Below are 23,899 nucleotides of genomic sequence, written 5' to 3'. Positions count from 1 at the left end.
ACGTGCCCTTGCTGGGATGAGCGGATGGATCAGGAGCGGGTGAGGACCAGGCCCGCAGCCGTGGCGGCGTCGAAGCCGTCGTCGACGGCGACCACGTCCCGTCCGGTGGCGTCCAGCAGGGAGGCGGCGATCGCCGCGCGCATCCCGCCCGCACAGTGCACCCACACGGTGCCGCCCGGCACCTCGCCGATCCGGCCGTGCAACTCGTGGATCGGGATGTGCACCGAGCCCTCGACGAAGCCGTGCGCGCGCTCGGAATCGCGGCGCACGTCCAGCACCACCACTTCCTCGCCGCGCTCGCGCACCCCGGCGAGGTCGGCGAAGCGGGCGCGGGGGAAGGAGGCGAGCCGCTCGCCCTCGCGGACCCAGGCGACCGGGTCGCCGGTGGCGGCGGCCGGGCGGTCGATGCCGACCCGCGCCAGCTCGCGCTGCGCGTCGCTGATCTGCTGGGGGGTGTCGGCGAGCAGAGTGACGGGCTTGCCCCAGGGGATCAGCCAGGCCAGATAGGTGGCGAGCTTGCCCTCCCCCTCGAAGTTGAACGACCCGGCCACATGCCCTTCGGCGAAGGCGACCCGGTTGCGCAGATCCACCACCCACTCGCCCGCCGCCAGCCGCTGGGCGATCTGCTCGGCGTCGGCCGGCTCCGGCGGGGTCAGGTCGATGGGTGCGGGGCCGACGGCGTTGGCCGGGCCCATGTGCGCGTAGTAGGCGGGCACGTCCTCCAGTTGGGCCGTCATCCGCGCGACGAACGTGTCCACGTCCAGGGTGAGCGCGTCGTTGGTGGCGCGTTCCCGGCCGATCGTGGTCGCATCCCCCTCGGCCTGGGACGAGGAGCAGAAGCTGCCGAACCCGTGCGTGGGCAGCACCGGTACGGCGTCGTCCAGCTCGGCCACCAGGCGATGGGCGGAGGCATGCTGGGCGCGGGCCAGCTGCTCGGTCAGCCGTGGCTCCACCAGGTCCGGGCGGCCCACCGAACCGATCAGCAGCGACCCACCGGTGAACGCCGCCACCCCCCGCCCGCACGCCTCCAGGACGTAGGAGGTGTGGTGCGGGGTGTGACCCGGGGTGGCGATCGCCCGCAGCACCAGGCCCTTCTCCACGCCGACGGTGTCACCGTCGGCGACGGAGGTACGGGCGAAGGACACACGGGCCGCGGTCGGCACCAGGTAGGCCGCGCCGGTGAGACGGGCCAGCTCCAGACCGCCGCTGACGTAGTCGTTGTGCAGGTGGGTCTCGGCCACGTAGGCGATCCGCACCCCGCGCCGCGCCGCGGCGGCGATCACCCGGTCGATGTCCCGCGGCGGGTCGACGACGACCGCGCTACGGGCGCCACCGGCCAGATAGCTGCGATTGCCCAGGCCCGCGGACTCCAGAGTGTCGACGAAGAACACGTCTGCGGCTCCTTCACAAGAAACGGTGTACCCCGGGGGGTATCTGTCCTTCACTCTAACAGGGGTACCCCGGGGGGTATTCCTGGGAGCGTGCGGTGAGGGTGCGGGGCGGCCGGCCGTCGGGGCAGCGCTGGTCGGCGGTGCGGGGGCGCGGTGCCGGCGCCGACGAAAGCCGTGGAGTTCGCGCCGCGCCGAGGGCGGAGTGGCGGGCATCAAGCTGTTCCGTGACGGCGTCGCGGCCCGTCCTCTCACCTCGCGCGCCGTCCACACCAAATCCACAAGATCTCGCCCTAGCGTCGCCCGCGCCGGCCCACCGGTTCGAGGCCGGAGTCAGCCGGAACGATCTGCGCACCGCCACAACCAGCCGCTATCGGACGGAGACCGCATGCTCGGGACGAAGAGCGTCAATCTTCTTGTAACGTCCCACAAAGGAGAGAGGTGGCCTCGGGTCGTGCGCCGTCTTTTTGCAGCTGTCATGGGCATGCTGATGTTGACCGCGTGCCAACAAGTAGCATCGGCCGCTCCCTCGCAGGCATCCCCGCCTTCTACGCATGCTGCTGCCCCGCACCAATTCACCGTCTACGACACGACGTTCTACGCCCACCTCGATCCGGCGCGGTACGGCGCGGTCAAGGCCGACATCATCTACGAAGGTCGGGTGGCGGCCCTCTCGGGGCAGCCCACGCGCCACCACCACCCCGATGGCCGTCCCACCTCCGAACTGGTCCTGCCCCCCAAGGATGCCTACCAGAAGCTCGTGCGGCAGCACTTGGCCAACCCCGGGCCGCTCGTGCTCGACTACGAGACCCTCTACCTCACCGGCACGCCGCAGGTAGCCCAGCGCCGCTTCCGGAAACTGTCGACCCTGCTGAAGTGGACGCGTGAAGTCGCCCCGCACAAGCAGATCGGCTTTTGGGATCTGCTCGGCAACACCCAGCGCAGGTACTACCCGTTGGGTCGTGCCATCTCGGCGCGTGAGGATGTGCTCTTCCCCAGTCTTTACACGAACTCGACGGACAGCAAGGCCCGTTGGCAGCACAGGCTCGATCATGCTCTCGCCGAGGCCAAGCAGCTCGCCCCCGGCAAACCCGTGTACCCGTACCTGTGGCCTCAGTTCCAAGGTCTGCATTCCGGGCAGCACTACATGTCCCGCGAGCTCTGGTCGTACGAGCTTCAAGCCTGCCGCAAGGCGACCAAGGCCGTCGTCCTGTGGGGAGGCGGCCCGCACGGCACCAACAACACCGCTTGGCTCGACGTACTCAAGCGCTTCCTGGCCCACCGCTCGTGACGACCGGGGGAGAGCGGCCGGCGGCCTGAGCGTCGTACGGCAGTTCGCACCTTCGGGTGCGGCCGATCGCATCGAGCCCGGGTCTCGATTTTCGATGGAGCAGCAACAGGGGTCGGCTCGCGCCAGCCCCTCGCGCCGCCTCCGCATGTCCGGGAAAGAACGTGACGTGACATGCTGTGGCCTCACCCTGCCGTGGGAAGTCGGCTACGCGGCGAGCGCCCGACTCCCGCCATTCCCACACCAGTTGACGCGGAAGGGCATGGACAAGCAGGGCTGACCAGCCATCCGTGATGCGGTAGCGGCCGCACTCGCTGGAGCGCGCCGTGCCGGTTGGCAAGGACTGGTCGGCCAACAGCGGGAATTCCTCGGTGTCTTCTGGCGCCATGCGGACGTCGAGGTCGACGGCGACGTGGAGATCCAGCAGGCCGTCTGCTTCGCACCGTTTGTGGGCTGCTGTCCGCTGGCCGTCCTCGCGCCACGTCCGGTCCTCGTTGGCTGGCGATGTCCCACCGAAGACATCGACCCATCAGTATCGGTCACCAAGCGGCCGACGCACCGGCCTTCTTGCATGCCTCCGCCCCCGTGGACGAGGCTGAACCTGACGAACTCAAGGTTGCGGGAGGTCCGATGCTCGTCGAGTATGTGCTGCCCACCAGTGGGGGCGACGGGGACAACGACGAACTGCCTGGCTCGCCATGGACCCCGGATGAGCCCAGCCCCGACGGAACGACTCCGCCGGGCGACGGCACACACCGCAAGTGAGGACAGTCGCCGCTGCCGGCCTTCGCCCCGGCCGCGTCGGCCTGGGGCGCTCCCTCCTCGCGTCGGGCTCGATGCACCCTGAGTGGCTGGAGACATTCCAGGCCGTCGACCGGGCCGCGTTCCTCCCGGACCGCATGTGGCCCTGGGACATGATCGACAAACGGAGCTACGACGTCGACAGGCCGACCGACCCGGAAGCCTGGTACGCCGCAGCCGACTCCGACGTCCCGCTCGTCACGCAATGGGATGACGGCGCGCACACAGGAGACCAACCGGGGCGCGTGGCCACCAGTTCCTCCTCGGCACCGTCCGTCGTCTACCAGCTCCTCGGAGACCTCGACCTCGACCACGGCATGTCCGTCCTGGACGTCGGCACCGGCACCGGCGAGACGGCGGGTGCGCTGCTTCACCGAGCCGGTCGCGGCCTTGTCACCACAGTGGAGGTGGATCACACCGTCTCCGCCCACGCCGCAAGCAGGCTCCGCGCGGCGGGCCTGCACCCGCACACAGTCGTCGGTGACGGCTCCGACGGATACCGGGCGAGAGCGCCGTACCACCGGATCCTCGTCACCTTCGCTCTGCGCGACTTTCCTGGGGCCCTGATCGAACAAACCCGGAGAGGCGGCCTCCTGGTCGCCCCTTGGGGCACCATCTACAGTCACGCCAACGCCGTCGCCTGTCTCAGGAGCGACGGCAGCACAGCTTCCGGTCACTTTCTGCGAGGCGTGGAATTCATGCAGAGCCGCAGCCAGAGGCAGCGGATCGACCCAAGCGACTACGTCCCTGCTGAAGGCGTGAACGGCGCCGACGTTTCCACGGCAGCTCTCACCGAGGACGAATTCGGCAGCGGGCGGTTCGGGCCGCTGCCCTTCATCCTCGGACTCCGGGTTCCAGGGTGCGTTCAGGCGGCGGCCGACAGGAAAGGCACTTCCCGGCCGGTGTGGTTCTACAGCCTCACCGACCGGTCCTGGGCCTGCGTACTGTTCCGTGACGGCACCCGGGCCCGCGTCTGGCAGTCCGGACCGCGCCGCCTGTGGAACGAAGTGGAAGCCGCCTACCAATGGTGGACCGGTCTGGGCCAACCGGGTATTGACCGCTTCGGATTGACGGTGACGCCGGAGGGCCAACGGGTGTGGCTGGACGACCCCCAGCACGCGTGGGCCGTCTGAGGGGGGATCTCGGATTCCGCGGCCAATCTCACGACCGATGGCCGCGCGGTGCCCGATCGGCCACGAACCTGAGACTGACGGGCCGGCCCGAGCGGCCACGAACCTGAGACTGAGGGGCCGGCCTGAGCGGCCACGAGCCGCCCACCGCTGGATCCTTCGTCCTCCGCGCCGCGCGCTTACCGTCGGTCAAGTTCGCGGTAGTCGGGGAGCGTGATGTTCTCCGCGGCCTTGCGGGCGATCTTGGAGGCCATGTTCTTGCCCGGCAGGTACAGCATGACCTTGTAATAGCGGTTGAGGAGCGTGGCCAGGGCGCGGCTTCCGGGGACCATCAGCTTGGCGACGCCGTCACCCATCTTCTGGCAGCCCACCGCATACTCGCGCATCTCCTCCTCGTACCGCTCGAACGCGATGCGGTGGTCGCCGTGCGCGGCGGCCAGCTCGCCCGCCAGGACGTACGCGCCGACCAGGGCGAGACCCGACCCCATGCCCGACAGGGAGGACGGGCAGTACGCGGCGTCGCCGATCAGGGCGACCCGGCCGCGGGACCAGGTGTCCATGTGGACCTGGCCGACCGAGTCGAAGTAGAAGTCGGGTGCGTAGCGCATGTCTTGGAGCAGCCGGTCGCTCTCCCAGCCGTTGCCGGCGAAGGTCTCGGTGAGGATGGCCTGTTGCCGCGCCACGTCACGGCGGTCCGCATCCAGCGGCGGCGCGGCGAAGTAGAAGACGGCCCTGGCCTCGGCGTTGTGGCGGGCGCTGTGGAGCGCGACGAGCCTGCCCGCGGTGCGGTAGGCGTGCCCGGTGTGGTCGAGGCCGAGGTGGTTGGCGGTGGTGAAGATCGCGCAGTGCACGCCCAGGTGCTTGACGAACCGTTCCTCCGGACCGAACGCCAGGCGGCGGGTCGTGGAGTGCAGCCCGTCCGCGCCGATCACCAGGTCGAACCGGCGCGGCGCGCCGTGCTCGAAGGACACCGTCACACCATGGGCGTCCTCGGTGAGCGAGGTGATGGAGTCGCCGAAGACGTACTCGGTGTGCTGCCTGGTGGCGTCGTACAGGATCCGGGCCAGGTCGCCCCGCAGGATCTCGATGTCCCCGGCGAACATGTCGGCGGGCAGCTTGGCCTGCGGCTTGCCCGCGCTGTTGACGTACGACATCGAGCCCATGCCCGTCCGGACGCGCTCGAGGTCGGCCAGGATGCCCATGCGGCGCAGGACCGTCAGATGGGCCTCGCCGCGGAAGTCGACGGCGTAGCCGCCGTCGCGCAGCGCGGGGGCGCGCTCCACGACGGTGGCCTGGAAGCCGTGCCGATGGAGCCAGTAGGCGAGCGCGGGGCCGGCGACGGAGGCGCCGGAGATCAGTACCTTGAGGTTCGTCATGCCGCAGACCTTCTACGGGAGCGCTCACCGCGGGCTCACCGCGCGCTCACCGCGAAGGGAAGACCGCGCTGACCGAGGAGGAATGACCGCGCTCACCGGTCCGCGGCCACGGCCCCCAGGACGGTCTCCACGGCCTTGTCGGACAACCCCACCATCCGCAGCACCTCCGCGGCGTGCGCCCCGGCCGTGTCGGCGACCTCGGCGGCCTGCCGGTAGCGCCTGCGCGCCTCTGCGTGGTGGCTCCGCGCCGCGGCGATGCGGCCGAGGCCGATGAGCGTGCGCACCCGGGGCCCCAGACTCTTGATCCAGTGCGGATCGATCCGGTCCAGCGCCTCGCTGTAAAGCCGCTCCGCCGCTGCCAGATCGCCCTCCTCCAGGGCGATGTCACCGAGCCCGCGCAGCGCGGCCGCCAGGTAGGTGGAGCTGCCGGCGCTGCGGGCCAGCGCGGCGGCGTTCGCATAGGCGGTACGGGCCCCCGCCGCGTCGTCCCCGGCTAGGTGATCGCCCCGGTTGACCAGCAGGTCGGCGCTGTCCTCCAGGGCGCCGAGCCGTTCGGTGAGCACCAGGGCCTCGTCGGTCAGCGCGAGGGCTCGCGTTCGGTCACCGCGCGCGCCGGCCACACCGGCCAGCGTGTCCAGGGCGAGCGCGCTGCCCCAGCGGTCACCGAGCGCACGAAATCCCTCCAGGGCCCGGCCGAAGGCGTCCTCGGCCGCCGCGGGATCCCGCCGGCCCAGATGCCCGAACCCCGACACATAGTGGGCGGCGGCCCGCGCCCACGGCTCGGGGCAGTCGCGCTGGCCCGAAACGAGCGCGAAGGCGCCCTGCGGGTCCGGTCCGCCCGCGTTCCGCATCATCCACAGCAGCAGGACGACCGGGTAGCGGCCCGACCGGTCGCCGGGCCACGCGGCCGCCAGCGCCTTCCCGGCCGTCGCACGGTGCCGCTGCCACACCCGCTCCCCGGCGTCGCCCGTCGCCGTCGCCGCGCCGGCCAGCAGCACGCACGTCGCGTACTCCTCGCCGAGCCCGTCGGGGACCGCCTCGCCCACCGACGCGAGCAGGGCGATCGCCAACGGCGCGACCGACGCGGACGCGCCCCGGATCCACAGGTAGCCGAACGCCGCGGCCAGCAACTCGAAGGCGAAGGCCGTCTCCACTGCCGGCCCCTCGACCGCCCAGCGCAGCGCCGCCAGAAGGTCACCGTGCTCGGCCGCGACCACGGGCAGCCACTCCAACTGCTCGGCCCGACGCAGATGCGGGTCTGCCGTCCGCACCAGCTCCAGCAGGCGCCGGGCGTGGGCACGCCGCACGGACTCGCGTTCGCCCGCCGCGTCGAGCCGTTCGGCACCGTACGCGCGGATCGTCTCCAGCATCCGGTAGCGGCCGCCCGCGACCTCCAGCAGCGACTTGTCGACCAGCGCCTCCAGCGTCTCACCGTCGGTACCGCACACCCCAAGCGCCGACTGGGCCGTCGCGCCCCCGGCGAAGACCGTGAACCGCCGCGCGGCCCGCTGTTCGGGCTCGGAGAGCAGGTCCCAGCTCCACGCGACCACCGAGCGCAGCGTGCGGTGCCGCTCCTCCGCCGTGCGGTTGACGCGGGCACCGACGGCCAGCAGGTCGTCCAGCCGCCCCGCCAGGTCGTCGATGCCCAGGGTGCGCGACCGCGCCGCCGCCAGCTCGATGGCCAGCGGCAGGTCGTCGAGCGCCGCGCAGATCCGCCGCACGACCCCGGGGTCGGCGCTGAAGCCGCGCCGCACGGCACCGGCCCGCTCGATGAACAGCCGTACGGCCGCCTCCTCGTCGAGCGGCCGCACCGGGAAGAGATGCTCACCGATGATGCCGAGCGGCTCCCGGCTCGTCGCCAGCACACGCAGCCGCGGGCACGTCGCCAGCAGCCGCGCCGCCAGCCTGGCGACCTCGTCGACAAGGTGCTCGCAGTTGTCCAGGACGAGCAGCAACACCTGGTCGGACAGCGCCGCTATCAGACGATCGACCGGCGTCGTCGCACCGCCGTCCATCTGAAGCCCGTTCTCGCGCAGGCCGAGCGCGCCCAGCAGGGCATGCGGCAGGCCCGCACCGTCGCGCAGCGGGGCCAACTCCACGAAGCACACCTGGTCCACGGCGCCCCCGACGCCCGCGACCTCGACCGACAGCCGGGTCTTTCCGACGCCGCCGGGCCCGATGAGAGTGACCAGCCGGGCCACCCGCAACGTCTCGGCGACCTCGGTCACCTCATCGGCCCGACCCACGAAACTCGTCAGCTGGGCGGGCGGCGCGGCGGGCGACGGCGCCGGATCGACGCTCAGCAACTCCCGGTGCAACGCCGTCAGTTCGGCCGAAGGATCGGCGCCCAGCTCGTCGGCCAGGCGCCGCCGAGTCTCCTCGAACACCACCAGCGCCTCCGCCTGCCCGCCCTCGGCGAACAGCGCCCGCATCAGCAGCCCCGCCAGCCCTTCCCGCAGCGGATGGCAGCCGACCAGTTCACGCAACTCGGGTACGACCGTCCGGTGCTCGCCGAGCCGCAACCCCGCTTCGAGGCGGTCCTCCAGCGCCCCCAGCCGACGCTCTTCCAGCCGCACCGCGGCGGCCCGGGCCGACTCGCTCTCGGGCAGGTCGGCCAGCGCCGGCCCCCGCCACAACTCCAGCGCCTCGCGCAGCAGCACGACCGCCCGCCCGGCGTCGCCGTCCGTGAGCGCCGCGCGGCCCTCCCCGGCCATACGCTCGAACCGGCACGTGTCCACATCATCCGGATCGACCACGATCCGGTACCCCGCTCCGGCGCGTTCGATCGCGGCCCCGGACCCCAGTGCGCTACGGAGCCTGGACACCTGGGACTGCAACGAATGCGCCGACAACGCCCCGGCCGGGTCGATCTCGTCAGCCAGCCGGTCCGACGAGACGACCTCTCCGGGGCGCACCAGCAGCAGGGCCAGCAGCGCCCGCCGCGCCGGTCCGCCCAACGGGACCTCGCCGCCGTCACCGTGCCATGCTCGGGTCTCGCCGAGGATTCCGAACCGCATACCGGCGATTATTCATCGGCGCGAAGGATCACGGGGCGATCGTGCCGAGGAAGGTCCCACCCCAGACGTCGACGGTCTGACCGGTCACCCAACGGCCCTGTGGGCCGGCCAGGAACGCGACGCCGTCCGCGACGCCCTCGGGCTCACCCAACCGCCCCAGCGCGGTGAGCGACTCCAGCGCAATGGCTCGACGCTGTCAGCCAGGACGACCTGCCCAGCCTCCACATCCTCGCCGCGGGCATCGACCGCGACTGCGACGCTGTCATCGCCGATTTCTGGCAGCGAGCCGCCGCCTGCGACGGGTGGGGAGGTAGGCGCCACCGCGAGCTGCCAAGGCAAGTCCCCCTCCCCGAACGAACTCAACTCAACTCAGCTCAACTCAGCTCGGCCTGGGCCTGCTTGGCAGACGCCTCCAGCCTGTTCCAGTACTCCTGGTACCAGGCTTCGTTGCCGCCGGCCATGTTGCTGTTGGCCTCTCGCATGCCGACCTTTCCGTCGATCAGCTCGCGGACGATGTCGGCGTGGCCGGCGTGCCGGTTCGTCTCGGCCGTCATATGCAGCATGATCCGCTGAAGCGTCACATCACCGTTATCGCCCCACCATGGAACGTGGCCCATCGCATCGAGTGGTAGCGCCTCGATCGTCGCATCCGCGTGCGCCCAGGCGCGGCGGTAGAGGCCGAGAATATCTTCGCGTGACTCGTCGGCGGGTGCCCACATATCCGAGTTGGGCTCGGCGCCCTCCTCGTGCCAGGGGAGGGATTCCTTGTGTGGGCGGCCGAAAGTCGGGCCGAAGTACGCGAACTCGACGCTGGCGAGGTGCTTGACGAGCCCGAGCAGGTTGGTGCCAGTCGGTGTCAGGGGGCGACGGACGTCGTATTCGGACAGTCCGTCCAGCTTCCAGACGACGGCTTCGCGGGCCGCCTTGAGGTAACGGTGCAGGTCGTCTTGAGGATCATTGGGCTTCATGCGCCGAGTCTCGCACCACCTGCCGACAGAGGCCGCATGGGTTTCCCGGCCGCGCACAAAGCGTCAGCCAACGACTGGGCCGTCTGCGCCGTCGACCGGCCGTCCCGGGAGCCCTGGTGCAGCAGGCAATTCCGGTTCGTCCGGCCGACGGATCCCCCTTTTCGGCCGGTGGCGGCCGCATGCTGGTGAGCTCGCACGATGGCGTCCGTGGACACCGATCACCGGGCGGGGTGCACGAGATCGGCCTACCGACCCTGATCGTTCACGGCGCCGCCGACTTCTCGGCGCCGGTGGACGTCACCAGGCGGCACACCGCCGAGCTGATCCCTGACACGACGTACAAGGAGTACCCGACGGCAGGGCACGGCATCCGCGCCGGCCGTCATGCGCAGCTGAACGCCGACCGGTTGGCCTTCCTCAGGCAGTGAGCGCTGCCGGGAGCCGGCGGGCCGGGTCGGGTGCCGGCAGCCGGTGGGTCGGCGCGGTCAGCTGCCTGGCGCCGGGTGGCACCGGCACCGCCGCGAAGAGTGCGTTCTGCTGCTCCTGGAGTTCGCGCACCCGCTCCGGCGGCGTGCCGGGCAGCCGCTGCTCCTCGTAGAGCTTGTGGGTTTCCTGCTGCGCGCACTTGCTCTCGGGGGTGTGGAACTGGACCTCGAAGAGCTGGTGGGAGTGTGGTGCGCGCCAGGCGGAGTTGATCGCCTTGTAGCCGGTGGGGCGGTGCCAGGTGTTGGACCAGCGGGCGGAGTCGTTGCCCCAGTCGGACAGCAGCCGGGCCGCGGTGGTGACGCCGCTGCTGTACTTGCTGTCGGGCCATTGGAGCGTGAAGCGGACCGCGTCGTTGATCGAGCCGAGCGCCTGCCCGACGCTCTGGCCCGGGTGCTCCTGAAGCTTGGTGGCGACCTTGCGCTTGAGCGAGTCCGGGGACTTCAGCCGGTGGTCGAAGCCGATCAGTGCGGCATGGCTGAGCAGGGCGGCGGCGCGGACCTGGGGGCTGATGGTGCGTGCGGCGCGCTGGGCGCGGGCGGCGAAGGCGTCGACGGCCTTGTTTTCGGCGGCGTTGAGGGAGAGCCCGTCCTGCTGCCAGCCGCCGCCCGGGTCGGTGGTCCGGGTCTGTGCGGCGGACGGGGCCGCGGCGGTGGCGGTGTGGACGGCGCCCAGGGCGAGCGCACCGGCCAGGGCGGCGGCGGTGGCGGCCCGGGTGACGGTGCGTCGGGCGGTGCGCTGGACGGTGCGCTGGACGGTGCGGTGGGGTGTGCGCTGGGCGGAGTGGTCGGTGTGCATCGGAGCGTGGTTGTCCTCTCTACGGATGGTGCACCTACGGATGGTGCATCTATGGATGCCGCACGGGCCCGAGTGGCGCAGGCGCGGCACCTGGCGACAGATGCAACGGTGCGCGGGGTCCGGAGGTAGCGGCGAGAACCGGCCGGGCCACCGATGGGCGCCGGTGAGCCCGAGCCCTCGAGCAGCGAGAGAAGGTGCGCTGGCGACGGATGCTCAGCCTCGTTGCCTTTGATCTGGTGTGGATCGACGCGACCGTCGACGGCCGCCGGATCCGGCTCCCCCCGCAGCAGGTTGCCCGGATCGCCGTGCGCCCCATCGAGACCCGGCTCGGCCGCTCGACCTCGCACGCCGCCGTGCAGGTGCTGGTCCACCACGGCGTGGCGCTGTCCCGAAGCAGCCGGGTGGGGCGCTATGGCTGGGTGGTAGTGATCCCGCTGGACCGCATGTTCCCGCTGACGCCCGAGCTGTCGGCCGCGCTGGAGGCATTCGGCGGACCGCGCTGGGAACTCCCGTTGGTCGATACCTGAACGGGGTTCAGACGGTCAGTCCTCCGTCAAGGTATGTCAAGGTATGACGCGTTCGCGGCTTGTCGCCGCCTCGGCGCCTCACAGCTTCGCGGTCGTCTGCTCCCCGGACGCGCTGCCTGCGAGCCACTGGTCCCACCCCAGGTTGAAGTCGGCGTAGCCGTTGTCGGCAGAGGCCTTGGCTCGGGGCGAGCCGGTGACGGTGATCGGGTCGCCCTGCTTGACCTGACCGTAGAACCACTTGGCGTCCGACATGGACAGATGGACGCAGCCGTGCGAGCCGCGGGCGCTGCCGCTGCCCGGGTTGGGGTCGCCGGTCGAGTAGTGCACATACGTGCCGGACTGGGTCAGATGGATGTCCCAGGGGAGCGTCAGGTCGTAGTAGTTGGGGCTGCCCTTGTCGCAGCTGATGCCGACGCTGCAGGAGGTCATATGGACCTTCTTCTGCTTGTCGATGACGGCCATCGTGCCGTTCCACGTCGGATACTGCGCGCTGCCCGCATTGATCGACAGGGTGCGTACCGCCTTGCCGTTCCGCGTCACCTTCATGGTGTGACCGGTCACCGACACATCCGCGCGCACGTCGTCGCCGATCGTGAAGGTGTGCGTGTAGCCGTGCACGCCGTAGCGGCCGTTGCCGTTGCCGACGCCCTTCAGATCAGCGTCGATCTTCACCTTCGTGCCGGAGGGCCAGTACGTCTTCGGCCGCCAGTCGGCGCGCCTGTCGCCGAACCAGTGCCAGGCGCCGGCCACCGGCTGCGAGGCGCTCACCTTCAAGTGCTTCTCGACCGTGGCCCGCGCCTTCGCCGCCACCGGGTTCGTGAAGACCACCGAGATCGGCATGGCCACGCCGACCGTGGCTCCCGGCTGCGGGGTGAGCGTCTCCAGCAGCATCGGCGGGCCCGCGGGCTTCGTCGGCGACGGCGAGGCACTCGCACTCGGCTTTGCCGGCGCCTTTCCGTCGTCCCCGCTCGCCTTGTCACTGCCGCCCCCGCCGCAGGCGCTCGCGCCCATCAGCGTCGCGACCGTGACGAGTGCGATCCCTATGCCGCCCCTGCGCCGTACCACGACCTGCCCCGCTTTCTCGCCGCCCGGCCCGGACGGGCCCAGCTCTCTGTCAGACAGTGACGGTATGGGTCGCAGTTGCGTCCGGCACGCAGATCTTTAGTGATCCATGTCACTCATGCGTCGATGGCGCGCCCTCGACGTCCGATGGCACAGGACACCCGATCCGGCTGCGCCTGGCGATGCGCCCACCCCTCGCATCAGCCTGCGTGCGATGCATTCCTGGTCGGGGCACGGTGGCCCGACGTCCGAACTCCTCCGGGGTCAGGACGCGGGGCGCTGCCGGGCGGGCGGGGGAGTCGGCGACATGGGCGAGCGTGCGACCCTGGACCAGCCGTCAGGGGTCACCCGGTAGTAATCCCCGTCGTCGGCGTCCATCCGCGAGTGGCCGTGCACATCGACGTAGTCCTCCTCGAGGTGGTAGGTGAAGCCGCCCATCATGCCGACCACCCCGAAGAAGATCTCCACGGCCGGTCCCTCCGTCAAGGGAGCCAGCGGCGGCAGCAGGTGCTCGATCTCCTCGAAGCAGCGGCCGGTCCGTTCCCGCAGCAGCGCATGGAAGTGGTGCTCCAGCATCTCCGCGGGGGAGGGGAGCCGCCGCACCACGACCGGCTCCAGAAGCTCCAGCAGATGTGTGTGCCCCTGCTCCCGCGCGATATCCACAGCGCGACGCCCGTCCCGGGTGCGCTGTGTGCGCCAGGCGCCGTACGCGATCAGCCGGGAGACGACAGCGAAGTCGGCGCCGTGCCAGGCCGCCTGATGCAGCGGGGCGAAGCCGCTGTGGTTCCCGGGCCGGGGGAGGTTGACCCACCTCGGATGTTTCCCCAACTCCTCGAACAGGCTGGTCCAGTCGGCGTCCCGGGCCATGTCCGAGAACCGGTCCCGCGCCTGCCGGTACCAGTCGTTGAAGCGCTCGCGGTCGGTGAGGCCGTCCCACTCCATACTGATCATGCGGGCTACGCTAACCGACCCCGTCGGGCCGCGCCGAGGCGGTACACCGGGCCCTGCCCAGGGTCTGTCCGGTACTCAGGGCCTGTTCGGAGCCGCCGCCCACAACCAGGCGACTGCCAACCCTTGCGCCCGTCGACCACGGCGGGCACGCCCACAAGAGACATGCGGGGCGTTGCCTCATAGGCCGGCACGTCAGTCCTCAGCCGGCACGTCAGTCCTCCAGAGAGCACGAAGCAAACATTAGAGTGTGCAGCCCTGCTCCAGTGCCGGCAGATTCAGGACGGAACCATGCCTCCATCCCGCCCCGGCCGCGCAGCGGATGTGCCGGAGGGCTTCCTGCGCGTGATCGGCCTGATGTCCGGCACCTCCTACGACGCCATCGAAGCCGCCGCCGCAGACCTCACCCTCGACGGCGACACCCTGCACCTGCGGCCGCTCGGACACCTCTCCGTCCCCTACCCGGACGATCTGCGCAACCTCATCGCCACCGCCCTGCCCCCGGCCACCACGACCGCGCAGGCCATCTGCGCCCTGGACACCGGCATCGGACACACCTTCGCCGCCGCAGCCGAACGCGCCCTGAACGAGCTGTGCGCCGATGCCGCCGACCTTGTGGTCTCACACGGCCAGACCCTCTACCACTGGGTCGAAAACGGCACCGTCCACGGCACACTCCAACTCGGCCAGCCCGCCTGGATCGCCCAACGAACCGGACTCCCCGTCATCTCCGACCTGCGCAGCAAAGACGTCGCCGCCGGCGGACAGGGCGCCCCGCTGGTCAGCATGACCGACACCCTGCTGCTGGGCGCGCTTCCCGGCACACCGGCCGCACTCAACCTCGGGGGCATCGCCAACCTCACCGTCGTCGCCCCCGACACCGAACCACTGGCCTTCGACATCGGCCCCGCCAACGCCCTCCTGGACACCGCCGTCCGACACTTCACCGGCGGCGCGGAACACTACGACAAGGACGGACGCAGAGCCGCCGCCGGGCGACCCCACGCCGACCTGCTCCGCCTGCTCCTGTCCGACCCGTACTACCGCAGGCCCGCCCCCAAGACCACCGGCAAGGAACACTTCCACCTCCCCTACCTGCACCGAGCGCTGGAAAGCACACCGGGACTCGACGCCGACGACGTCTTGGCCACCCTGACACGCCTGACCGCCGTCACCGTCGCCGACGCCTGCCGCGCCCACCACGTCACCGAGCTCGTCGTCTCCGGCGGCGGAACACGCAATCCCACACTCATGCAGATGATCGCCGACGAACTCCCCGACGTACCGCTGCGCCCCAGCGACGACCTCGGCCTGCCCTCCGAGGCCAAGGAAGCCCTGGCCTTCACCATCCTGGGGTTCCTCACGTTCCACGGACTGCCCGGCACCCTCCCCTCAAGCACGGGCGCCCGTCACGCCACCCTCCTCGGGAGCATCACACCGGGTCGCTCCCCACTCCGGCTACCACAACCAGCGCCGCGGCCCCCACGCGGACTGCGGATCACGGGGTGACCACGCCCGCCCGCCAACAGTGAGCGCAGCCATACCCCGGCCCAACCCATCGGCAGTTTTCAACGCCGCGTAGCTGCGGTCCTCTTGGGCTGACGGGGCACGGGCATAGGACCGCGGTGAGCTTCGGTCGGCGCCCGCCGACCCGCCCCCGGCCCGCGCGGAGGCGAGCCCGTCGTGGGTATGCGCCACATCAGTTCACGCTGGAGTTCAGTGAGCACGGACAGCATCCCGAACATGGCCCGGCCAGCACCATGTTCTGCTACGGTGCCCGCATGTTCCTCTTTCGTGCATAGGAGCCAGTGCTGACTGCGCCCACCGGGCGCGGCCCTCGCTGCCCATGCACGTTCGAGCGCCATCAACTCGGCGCTGTCACCGAGGAACAGGATCATGTCTGCGTCTTCTCTCGCACCTTCGTATGCGGCTGTGCTGCGCACCCGTTACGCCTGCCGCACGTTCGGTGCGGCATTGCTGGGTCGGCTTTCCTACGGAATGGTCTCCTTGTCGCTGTTGCTGGCGATCAAAGAGGCCACCAACTCCTATGCCGTAGCCGGCACCGTCATGGCTCTGTTCGGGCTGACCAGTGTCTTTCTCTCGCCGACCCGTGCTGGTCTGGTCGACCGCTATGGGCCGCGCCGAGTTCTGCTCCCCATGGCCGCTGCCTACGCACTGTTGCTGACCGGGCTGGCCTTCGCGACCTCGTGGCCAGGTACATCAGGAATTCTGCTGGGGGTCTTGGCGGTTCCCGCCGGCGCGTGTACGCCGCCGCTCGGCCCGGTGATGCGGACGTTGTGGAGCGGCTTGGTTCCCGAACGGCGGCTGCTGCAGCGTGCGTACAGTCTGGACACGGTCGCCGAGGAACTCCTCTTCGTCACAGGACCGCTGCTGGTGGGAATGCTGGCGCGAGTCGCGGCGCCATGGGCCGGACTTGCAGTGAGCGCCGCACTCGTCTTGACCGGCTCACTCGCCCTGATCTCGTCTCCTGCGGTCCGCGGATGGGTTGGTCGTCAGAAGGCTCCCGCCGGGCCGGCGCCGTCCGAGGGACTCGTCGACGGCGTGGAATCCGCCCCGTTGCGCCGGCGACTGCTGCAAGGCGGCCCCGGCCTGCGTCAGGCGATCGCCGTCTCAGCCGCGGTGGGCATGTGCCTGGGAGCGTTCGATCTGCTTGTGATCGCCTTCGCTGACGAACAGCAAGAACCTGAGGCGGTTGCCTGGGTCCTGGCAGCGCTGTCCGGGGGCAGTGCAATCGGCGGCCTGGTCTATGGCGCCGTCTCATGGCGTGCCTCAAGCAGGCTGCGGCTAGCGGTCGTTGCGGCGGCCCTGGGGCTGACCCTGGCCGCGACGGGGCTTTCCCCCCATCCCTACGTGCTCATCGCGTGGGCAGCGCTCGGCGGACTGTTCGTAGCCCCCGCTATCACCACCGCCTACCTGATCGCCGATGAGTGCGCCAGTCCGGCCACCCGCACCACAGCGGGCGCATGGGTCAACACCGCTTTCAACGCCGGTTCGGCGGGAGCAACAGCCGCCACCGGTCTAGCGGTGGGCCGCCTCCCCCTACCTGTGTGCTTCGCACTTGCCGCAGCCCCGGTCGTGTTGTCCGCGGCAACAGCCCTGCACCGGTCCCGTCGGCCTGCCCCCAACACCGCCGCCCTGCTCGAACTCGAAGCGGGACGGACACCGGACGCGGAACGGCAGGCATCGGTCATCGGATGAAGGAAGCCCGGAACACGAGAACGCGGCGCGCTGGGCCGGCACGGTGCTGATACGGGTTCGGCCACCTTCTGAAGCCGAGTATCGACCCTTGACCACTCCCTGAGGATTTCCTCGTGCTGCCCCGGCCCTGCGGTTGAACGCCTGAACAACGACCGCCGCGCGGTCAGGCCGCGCCTGCATCTCCGCTATCCAATCACGCAGTTCAGCACCCCGTACCGGGCAAGGTCGTGGGTAGTGGGTAGACGAGATCCTTGCCCGTCGGTCGGCCATCCGCTCAAACCCACGACCTGCGAACGCCGCCTTACACCTTCCCCCGTCCGATCCGCTGTCAATTCCGGTGCGCTTTGAGCCAACTTGGCAGCCGCTGAGCGCCGATTACCGGCAGAGAGGTTGTCGTGTTCGCGACGAACTCGTTTACTGCGGGCAAAAGTTGAGACCCAAGGAGGCGCACCAGTCTCATGATCAAGCGAATAGTCGCCCTGGCGGCAATTGTCCCGACCATGCTGAGCACTCCGGTCGGCGTCGCTTCGGCGTACCCCGCGCCGCATGCGACCGCGGCTGTGGTCACCCTGACCTACGACGCCAGCCATGCCGGTAAGTGGGCGGACTCGATCAAGCAGGCCGTGAAGAACTGGAACGACGCGGTGCACAACGTGCGCCTGGTGCCGACGAGCACCCCCGGCTCGGCCGACTACGTCTACGAGGCGACCAGCGGCTGGCCGCAGACCACATTGGGGCCGATCTTCCCCGGTGGCAACGGTGACGTGCAGCTGGGCCAGCAAGCGGTGGACCAGGGCTACGACGTGACCCGGATCACAGCGCACGAAACCGGGCACATCCTCGGGCTGCCCGACCACTACAGCGGCCCGTGCTCGGAGCTCATGTCCGGCCACGGCCCCGGCACGTCCTGCAAGAACGCCAAGCCGAACGCGGCCGAGGCGGCGCAGGTCGACAAGAACTACTCCTCCGGCACGTTGGCGGTGCGCCCGCATCACCACCAGGTGGTGATCGACATCTGGTCCGGCCGGGTGCCCACCGCCTCGCGCTGACCGGCCGGCGACACGGCGGCAACCAGGGCCGGTCCGCTGCGGGCCACGGCTGCACCCACCTCGTGCATCTCCCGCTGGCGCCCAGTTCGTAGGTGGCCAGGCCCCATGGTCTGGCCACCGCCAGCAGCTGTAGTTCGCCGACGGTGCGCGCTGGAAGAAGAGCCGCGACGTGCGGAGCCCGTCCGCCCACGAGGAAGATCTGTGTGCGGTGGCCTACCAGTTGATCGGTGATGTCGGGCTGCTTCGGGCTCGCCCGACGGGTGTGGCCCTGCGTGCTGAGGACCGGGTTGGCGCCGAGCAGTTGACCCTACCGGCGGACCGCGGAGACCAGTCCGCCGGGCCGCTCCTCGCCCTGCGGCGGGGTGCTGATCGGGCGGCCGTAGGCAGCAGCGCGCTCGCGCAGTGTGTGGCTGTCGGCCTCCCAGCCGTGCCCGGCCAGCCAGCCCACCGGGTCGTCGGGCATCTCCGAGACCCACATGGACGCCGCCGATCCCGGCACGGCGTCCGCGCTGAAGCGCTCGATCACGCCGCGCGAGCCCAACGTCAGCCCCATCCAACTGCCTGCCGCCGACTGCGCGCTGATCCGGGCCAGCAGCAACTCCACCGCCTCCTCGGGCAGATAGATCAGCAGTCCTTCGGCGATCCACACGGTCGGCACCGCCGGGTCGTGCCCTGCGGCGGCCAGCGCGCCTGGCCAGTCCTCACGCAGATCCACCGCGACGGTGATCCGCTCGCAGCGTGCGACGGCCCGCTCCTGGCGCAGCACCGAAGCCTTGAAGTCCAGTGGCGCGGCGGTGTCGACCTCGAACAGCCGGGTGCCCTCGGGCCAGTCCATCCGGAAGGCCCGGCTGTCCATGCCGGCGCCGAGCAGCACGACCTGCCGGACCCCGGACGCGGAGGCCTGCTGCAACAGGTCGTCGAGGAATTTCGTCCTGATGACGATGGAGAACGCCACGGCCAGCCGGCGGCGGCGCGCGGCCTCGTCATCGGGCAGCGGTGGCGAGGAGGGCCATAGGCCGCCGGCGGTGGCGAAGGCCTGTGCCAGTGGGTCGCGGAACAGCGCGTTCTCCCGCTCACTCTCCAGCGCCCGCACCCTGGCCACCCCCACCGCCGTGGCCCACACTCCCGACGGCTGCACCCGCTCCTGCTCATCAGTCACCGCGCCAGCCTAGATGATCGATTCCAAGGGGGCCGGCCTGATGGGTAAAGCCAGGTTCATGCGCGGTCCTCCGCGTTCGGCCCACTGTCGTCCCGGATGCGGCATCAGATTGAGCGGTCCGAACTCGTCCGTGCAGAAAACGACTTCGGGCTCACCGGCCTCGGGTATGACCTCGCCGTCGGCGATGGCGTAGAGGTGCTCGACGCGGGCCTTCTTCGCGGCGTAGTCGGGATCACGGGAGGTCGGGATCACGGGGAGGTCTTCCAGGTCTTCAGGCGTTGAAAGAAGACACTTTCCTCGCGGAGCAGGATGCGCAGGCCCTCATGGCTGATGCCGTCGACCACCCCCTCGCCGACCAGGAAGTCCGCCAGCTTGGTCAGACTCCAGGTGGAAAACGGCAGATCGTGCTCGGTCGGCTGGGACTTGGCGACCTTCTTGATCTCGCGGCGCTCGGGCAGCGTGAACGTCTTCGGCCGGCCGCCCTTGTCCCTCGGGTAGAGCGAGTCGAAGCCGTCCCCGTGTTGAAGTTGTGGATCACATCGGCGGACCCGGTCGTCACTGGCGAACGACACCTCAGGGATCTTCGCCACGGGCATTCCCTGAGCGCACAGCAGCACCATCTGAGCCCGCCGCCAGATCACCACCGATCCTGTACCCCTGCGCATGATCCGCAGCAGACGCCGCCCCTCATCGTCACCGATCTCACGAACACTCACGCGTTCAGTCAGCCATCCGCACAATTTCCCGGGGCTCCCCGCTCCGTAGTACCAACCGGGTCAGGGGATCAGCGCCCACATTGACTGCCTGCCCTGCTTCGGTCCGGTCATCGCCGCGATCTCACTGGGCTCCGGCTGCCTCATGGATTTCACCGATCCCGAGGACGGCGCGAAGCTGGGAGTCCCGCTCGCACCAGGCAGCCTGCTGGTCATGACCGGGCCAGCCCGCTACACCTGGCGCCATGCCATCGCCCCGCGCAAGAGCGATCCCGGACCCACCGGGCGTGTCCCACGCGGCCGACGTGTGTCGGTGACCTTCCGCACTCTGCTGCATCCCGACCAATAGCCCCCACCGAAACAGCACCAGACCATCCGCCCGCACGCCCAACGAATGACCGAGCTCTCCTCTGGGGCACCGAGATGTCGCCGGTCACACGGCTGGGCATGCTGAGTACGTCATCACGTCGCGCGCAGGAAGCGGTTGATCGCCTGCCGCGCCGCGCTGCACTCACCGATCCAGGTCGACCACCCTGAACGGTCTGTGGCCGATGACCGTGACCCCTTCCGGTCCGCCGACCACCGTCGCCATCTCGTCGCCGAGCTGGCAGAGCCCGCCACCCTCGGCTTTGGTATTGGCCATCAGTTTGCGGACGTCCGGCGGCAGCAGGCACTGAGCCCTTCTCGGTAATGTCTCGTGACGGTTGGTGATCTTCGTTCAGGCGGTGCGATCGTGTTCGAGCTGGAGTAGGACGAGGGCGGCTCGAGCGATACGGGTGATGGCTGCGGGGTCGAGGCTGACCCTGCGGCAGGGCCTTAAAGGTGACCTTCAGCAGGGCGTTGGCACGTTCGCTGACCGCGTGGATGCCTCGGACCACGGCGTTGAATGCCTTGTCCGGCTCGGCGAGTTCACCGCCCTTGGGCCTCTTGACCGGGTGCCGGAACCCGGGCCCGGCGTTCTCGTAGCCGAGGTCGGTCAGGGTGGGGACGCCCAAGGTGGCGGCGAGCCGGTTCAGGGTGTCGACGAGTCCGTGCGCGCGGGCAGAGGTGGTGTCGTGCTCCCGGCCTGGGCGGACCCGGGAGATCCGCAGCGGCCAGCCGACCGGGGCGGCGATGACCTGCACGTTGCCTCCGTGGTGCTTGTGTTTCCCGGACCACCACAGGTCCGCGCCGCTGGGGTCGACGGCGGCCACGCGGTCGGTGCGGATCAGCGTGCCGCCCAGGTTCATGTGGGTGTACCCGGCGGCCGCCGCCCGCTCAAGTGCGGTGGACAGATCGGGGGCGTGGTCGGCCAGAACGGCCAGCCCCTCGTGCAGGTATCGGTAGGCGGTCGGCACCGAGATGCCGTTGTCCAGGGCGAGTTGCACCAACCGGGTGCCGTCGACGAACCAGCGCAGCATGAGCGCGGCCTGCTTGAAGACGTTCAGCACGCGAGTGCCCTTGCGGGACCCCAGCCGCTCGCGGTGCCCGCGCAGCAGCTTCGCGAGGTGCTCGGCCGTCCCCCTGCGGACATCGAGCACGGCGGTGTAGGCGATACTGGACGTCACGTGGTGCCTCTGGTTGTACGGAACGTGATCTTCGCGGACCTGTTCCTACTAGGGGCTTCACGCGTGCCTGACGCCAGGTCACCCCCAGGCTCGGCGCACCATCACGCACCACAACCGTCACGTCGCCGAGAAGACCTCAGTGAGCATGTGGGCGTTGCCCGCACACTGCGGCCGACGTCCGAGGAAATGACACGGCCGTGAGACGGAAGCCATGTCCAACGACGTGAGACACCGCGAGAAGTAGCAGGTCACTGCGTCGTCCTATGCCACGAGCCGCGAGATCCTGCAATTCAAATTCGAACAGAGTTTCGCATCTCGATGCGGAGGGGAGCGCTCGTGTCCAACCAGCTGTTCACCGGCCTGTCCGACTTCGACGCCCTGGCCGGCCCCTTACCTGCCGGGAAGGTCACGGTCGTCGCCGGGAGACCGTCCGTCGGCACCAGCGCCTTCGCCCTCACCGTGGCCCGGCACAACCTCGCCGAAGGGCGCACGGTGGCGTTCATCAACTACCAAGTCGCGCACGACAGCCTGATGGGGAACTTCCTCGCAGCCGAGTCCTTCACCAACGTCGACAGGTGGGAAACACCCAAGGAGAGGCGCATGGTGCGGCTCAAGCGAGCAAGCGAATCCCTCCAGGAATCGCGCCTGTGGACCTGGACACCAGCGCCCGACCGACTGCTCTCGCCATTCAAGGTTCCCGAGCCACCCACACCGTCCCCATCGACGTCACGACGATGCGCCGCACCATCGACCGAGCCCTCGTCCTCCGCTCCAAGCAGCTTGCCCCCATGGAACTGGAGGAACTGGAAGGGCTGCTGCGTGTCCGCATGGAAGTGATACTGCCCGACGCCGTACAGCGAACCGAGCGGCTGTGGCACGGAAGCGTGCAGTGGTACATCGACCGATCCGCGCTGTGCACCATGGGCCCACAACCGCCCGTCCAGGGCTGGGGGATGGACTGCTGGCGAAGTATGCCCACATCACCCGTCTCGCCCGCGACTGCGGCTGGCTCCTGGAACGCCACGCCGGCGGATCCGGGAGTTTGTGAGGGTCAGGCTGACCACCTCAAACAACCGCGCGGTGGCAGACGGCCCGCCCCTGTCAATCTCCTCGAACTGTGGAGAGAGGGCCGGGCTTCCAGATGCGAGGCGACATGCGGCACTGCACACTGGGAAGCCGATAGAGGTTCGAGGCACCTGCATGTGCCACTTACTCGCTAGTGTCGTGTGCTCACGGAGCAGCAATGAATGATCAGCAGCCTACGACTACATTTACTCGCGACGGGTTGTCGGTGTTTTTTGAATCCAAGCGCTGTGAGCTGAACGCCGACCTTGGCAAGCACCTGGCTGATTTCATCGCCGGTACCCAGCGCAACCTCGACGTGGCAATCTACGACTTGCGTGAGCCTGCGGTGTTGGAGGCATTGAAGAGCGCCGCCGACCGCGGCATCGCCTTGCGGTTGCTGTATGACGCTGGCCCGGCCCAGCATGGTGGTCCGACCGCCGACCCCAAGCCTGGGACCACTGGCGAGGCGATCAACCAGGCGGGTCTTGCAGACCATGCCACCCCCTACCCGGAACATGCTGGGAAGTTGATGCACAACAAGTTCCTCATCCGTGACAACGCCACGGTCTGGACAGGGTCGGCGAATTTCACCGTTGGCGGCCTGACCTTGCAGGACAACAACTGCCTGACTGTCAGCAGCTCCGACCTGGCGGCCGTCTACAGCGCCGAATTCGAAGCTCTCCTAGCCGCCGCACCCGACGCGCTCACTGCCACCCCCGCGACCTCAATCTCCGTCGACGGCGTGCAGATCGAGACTCAGTTCGAGCCTCAGGCCGGCGAACGCATCGAAGACCGCGTGATCGCTGCCATGAACGGCGCCACTCGGCTGCGAATGGCCGCATTCCTGCTCTCTGATCCGGGCATCCTGCAAGCCCTGGCCGACCTCAACGAAGCAGGTGCTGACCTGGCGGGCGTCTATGACCCGGGCGGCATGGCTGATGCCCGCCACAGCGGCCACCTGGACCCCGCTTTGTTCTGGTTCATGGATGATCCCCGCTTCGCCGCCGCGCCCAGCCACCCCTTCACACCTGGCAAGGAACAAGACTTCATGCACAACAAGGTCCTGGTCATCGATGGCCAAACAGTCGTGACCGGCTCCTACAACTTCTCCGAACATGCCGAAACCAACGCCGAAAATGCCCTCATCCTCACAGATCCCGGCCTCGCTACCGCTTACGAGGCTTACATCAACACGCTTCTGACCACCTACCGGTAAGTGGCCGCCAGTACGCATCCGCGCCACCGCCCTTCGAGGCCGGAGGCTTCTGTAAGTCGCTCGATGACATCGCAGGCGGCATCGGGGGGGCAGTCGCCCGGTCGGGTCGCTGATCGACTTGCCATACCGCATCATCGGCGACGCA

21 protein-coding genes and 2 pseudogenes are annotated in these 23,899 nt (G+C 69.5%); 11 read left to right on the top strand and 12 right to left on the bottom strand.

Annotated elements, in window-relative coordinates; all coding sequences use genetic code 11:
- Positions 1–29 precede the first annotated feature (29 nt).
- Positions 30–1,391 (bottom strand): MBL fold metallo-hydrolase, encoded by a 1,362-nt coding sequence (locus B1H19_RS00590; protein WP_083102316.1) that lies wholly within the window; start codon positions 1,389–1,391, stop codon positions 30–32.
- A 475-nt stretch (positions 1,392–1,866) separates the two neighbouring features.
- Here B1H19_RS00590 and B1H19_RS00585 point away from each other — a divergent pair, with 475 nt between their 5' ends.
- The 3 genes from B1H19_RS00585 (at position 1,867) to B1H19_RS00580 (ending at position 4,610) form a co-directional block, all read left to right on the top strand.
- On the top strand, positions 1,867–2,679 hold the full coding sequence (locus tag B1H19_RS00585) for a hypothetical protein (RefSeq protein ID WP_083102315.1): 813 nt from the start codon (positions 1,867–1,869) through the stop codon (positions 2,677–2,679).
- 627 nt (positions 2,680–3,306) lie between these two features.
- Positions 3,307–3,441 (top strand): hypothetical protein, encoded by a 135-nt coding sequence (locus B1H19_RS40260; protein WP_257789421.1) that lies wholly within the window; start codon positions 3,307–3,309, stop codon positions 3,439–3,441.
- On the top strand, positions 3,438–4,610 hold the full coding sequence (locus B1H19_RS00580) for a protein-L-isoaspartate O-methyltransferase family protein (protein WP_237288966.1): 1,173 nt from the start codon (positions 3,438–3,440) through the stop codon (positions 4,608–4,610). The genes B1H19_RS40260 and B1H19_RS00580 overlap by 4 nt, the downstream gene beginning before the upstream one ends.
- Positions 4,611–4,786: 176 nt before the next feature.
- Here B1H19_RS00580 and B1H19_RS00575 read toward each other — a convergent pair whose 3' ends face one another.
- The 4 genes from B1H19_RS00575 to B1H19_RS00560 all read right to left on the bottom strand — a co-directional run bounded on the left by B1H19_RS00575 (position 4,787) and on the right by B1H19_RS00560 (position 9,968).
- Positions 4,787–5,983, bottom strand: a complete 1,197-nt coding sequence (locus tag B1H19_RS00575; protein ID WP_083102314.1) for an FAD-dependent monooxygenase — start codon at positions 5,981–5,983, stop codon at positions 4,787–4,789.
- 92 nt (positions 5,984–6,075) lie between these two features.
- Complete coding sequence (locus B1H19_RS00570) at positions 6,076–9,000, bottom strand: BTAD domain-containing putative transcriptional regulator (protein WP_083102313.1); 2,925 nt, start codon at positions 8,998–9,000, stop codon at positions 6,076–6,078.
- A gap of 28 nt (positions 9,001–9,028) precedes the next feature.
- Positions 9,029–9,151: a hypothetical protein gene (locus B1H19_RS00565; RefSeq protein WP_418361417.1), complete on the bottom strand. Its 123-nt coding sequence runs from the start codon at positions 9,149–9,151 to the stop codon at positions 9,029–9,031.
- Between the two features lie 223 nt (positions 9,152–9,374).
- Positions 9,375–9,968 carry a DinB family protein gene (locus B1H19_RS00560; protein ID WP_083102312.1) on the bottom strand — a complete coding sequence of 198 codons (594 nt, stop codon included), beginning with the start codon at positions 9,966–9,968 and terminating at the stop codon, positions 9,375–9,377.
- Between the two features lie 185 nt (positions 9,969–10,153).
- Between B1H19_RS00560 and B1H19_RS00555 the strand changes: the two genes are divergently transcribed.
- The gene (locus tag B1H19_RS00555) at positions 10,154–10,396 is read left to right on the top strand and encodes an alpha/beta fold hydrolase (RefSeq protein WP_159027903.1); all 243 of its coding nucleotides are present in this window, start codon (positions 10,154–10,156) and stop codon (positions 10,394–10,396) included.
- On the opposite strand, the gene B1H19_RS00550 is transcribed toward B1H19_RS00555, so the two are convergent.
- The gene (locus tag B1H19_RS00550; protein WP_107425823.1) at positions 10,386–11,249 is read right to left on the bottom strand and encodes an ATP nucleotide 3'-pyrophosphokinase; all 864 of its coding nucleotides are present in this window, start codon (positions 11,247–11,249) and stop codon (positions 10,386–10,388) included. The two genes, B1H19_RS00555 and B1H19_RS00550, sit on opposite strands and share 11 nt — an antisense overlap.
- Before the next feature lie 209 nt (positions 11,250–11,458).
- Between B1H19_RS00550 and B1H19_RS00545 the strand changes: the two genes are divergently transcribed.
- The gene (locus tag B1H19_RS00545; protein WP_083102310.1) at positions 11,459–11,776 is read left to right on the top strand and encodes a hypothetical protein; all 318 of its coding nucleotides are present in this window, start codon (positions 11,459–11,461) and stop codon (positions 11,774–11,776) included.
- A gap of 78 nt (positions 11,777–11,854) precedes the next feature.
- Here the strand turns inward: B1H19_RS00545 and B1H19_RS00540 are convergent, their stop codons facing one another.
- Together B1H19_RS00540 and B1H19_RS00535 are read right to left on the bottom strand one after the other, a co-directional pair.
- On the bottom strand, positions 11,855–12,841 hold the full coding sequence (locus B1H19_RS00540; protein WP_083102309.1) for a L,D-transpeptidase: 987 nt from the start codon (positions 12,839–12,841) through the stop codon (positions 11,855–11,857).
- 261 nt (positions 12,842–13,102) lie between these two features.
- The gene (locus B1H19_RS00535; protein ID WP_083102308.1) at positions 13,103–13,789 is read right to left on the bottom strand and encodes an ankyrin repeat domain-containing protein; all 687 of its coding nucleotides are present in this window, start codon (positions 13,787–13,789) and stop codon (positions 13,103–13,105) included.
- Between the two features lie 336 nt (positions 13,790–14,125).
- Here B1H19_RS00535 and B1H19_RS00530 point away from each other — a divergent pair, with 336 nt between their 5' ends.
- The 3 genes from B1H19_RS00530 (at position 14,126) to B1H19_RS00520 (ending at position 18,054) form a co-directional block, all read left to right on the top strand.
- Positions 14,126–15,295 carry an anhydro-N-acetylmuramic acid kinase gene (locus tag B1H19_RS00530; RefSeq protein WP_083109338.1) on the top strand — a complete coding sequence of 390 codons (1,170 nt, stop codon included), beginning with the start codon at positions 14,126–14,128 and terminating at the stop codon, positions 15,293–15,295.
- A 387-nt stretch (positions 15,296–15,682) separates the two neighbouring features.
- Positions 15,683–17,005, top strand: a complete 1,323-nt coding sequence (locus B1H19_RS00525; RefSeq protein WP_083102307.1) for an MFS transporter — start codon at positions 15,683–15,685, stop codon at positions 17,003–17,005.
- 458 nt (positions 17,006–17,463) lie between these two features.
- A complete protein-coding gene (locus tag B1H19_RS00520) occupies positions 17,464–18,054 on the top strand; it encodes a snapalysin family zinc-dependent metalloprotease (protein WP_083102306.1) in 591 nt (196 codons plus the stop codon).
- 307 nt (positions 18,055–18,361) lie between these two features.
- On the opposite strand, the gene B1H19_RS00515 is transcribed toward B1H19_RS00520, so the two are convergent.
- Positions 18,362–19,213: a class I SAM-dependent methyltransferase gene (locus B1H19_RS00515; RefSeq protein WP_107425822.1), complete on the bottom strand. Its 852-nt coding sequence runs from the start codon at positions 19,211–19,213 to the stop codon at positions 18,362–18,364.
- Between the two features lie 66 nt (positions 19,214–19,279).
- Positions 19,280–19,941 (bottom strand): annotated as a pseudogene (locus B1H19_RS40560) (helix-turn-helix domain-containing protein); the annotation flags it as partial.
- Between the two features lie 55 nt (positions 19,942–19,996).
- On the opposite strand from B1H19_RS40560, the gene B1H19_RS00505 reads away from it, so the two are divergent.
- The gene (locus tag B1H19_RS00505; RefSeq protein WP_335755957.1) at positions 19,997–20,275 is read left to right on the top strand and encodes an alpha-ketoglutarate-dependent dioxygenase AlkB; all 279 of its coding nucleotides are present in this window, start codon (positions 19,997–19,999) and stop codon (positions 20,273–20,275) included.
- Between the two features lie 162 nt (positions 20,276–20,437).
- On the opposite strand, the gene B1H19_RS40555 is transcribed toward B1H19_RS00505, so the two are convergent.
- A complete protein-coding gene (locus tag B1H19_RS40555) occupies positions 20,438–20,569 on the bottom strand; it encodes a hypothetical protein (protein ID WP_335755918.1) in 132 nt (43 codons plus the stop codon).
- 75 nt (positions 20,570–20,644) lie between these two features.
- A pseudogene (locus B1H19_RS00500) lies at positions 20,645–21,473 on the bottom strand (transposase family protein).
- A gap of 336 nt (positions 21,474–21,809) precedes the next feature.
- Here B1H19_RS00500 and B1H19_RS00495 point away from each other — a divergent pair.
- Positions 21,810–22,310: a DnaB-like helicase C-terminal domain-containing protein gene (locus B1H19_RS00495; protein ID WP_159027902.1), complete on the top strand. Its 501-nt coding sequence runs from the start codon at positions 21,810–21,812 to the stop codon at positions 22,308–22,310.
- Between the two features lie 406 nt (positions 22,311–22,716).
- The gene (locus tag B1H19_RS00490; protein WP_083102303.1) at positions 22,717–23,754 is read left to right on the top strand and encodes a phospholipase D-like domain-containing protein; all 1,038 of its coding nucleotides are present in this window, start codon (positions 22,717–22,719) and stop codon (positions 23,752–23,754) included.
- The last annotated feature ends 145 nt before the right edge of the window (positions 23,755–23,899 follow it).

The organism is Streptomyces gilvosporeus, assembly GCF_002082195.1.
GTDB lineage: Bacteria > Actinomycetota > Actinomycetes > Streptomycetales > Streptomycetaceae > Streptomyces > Streptomyces gilvosporeus.
This window is presented reverse-complemented; position numbering and strand designations above follow the sequence as displayed.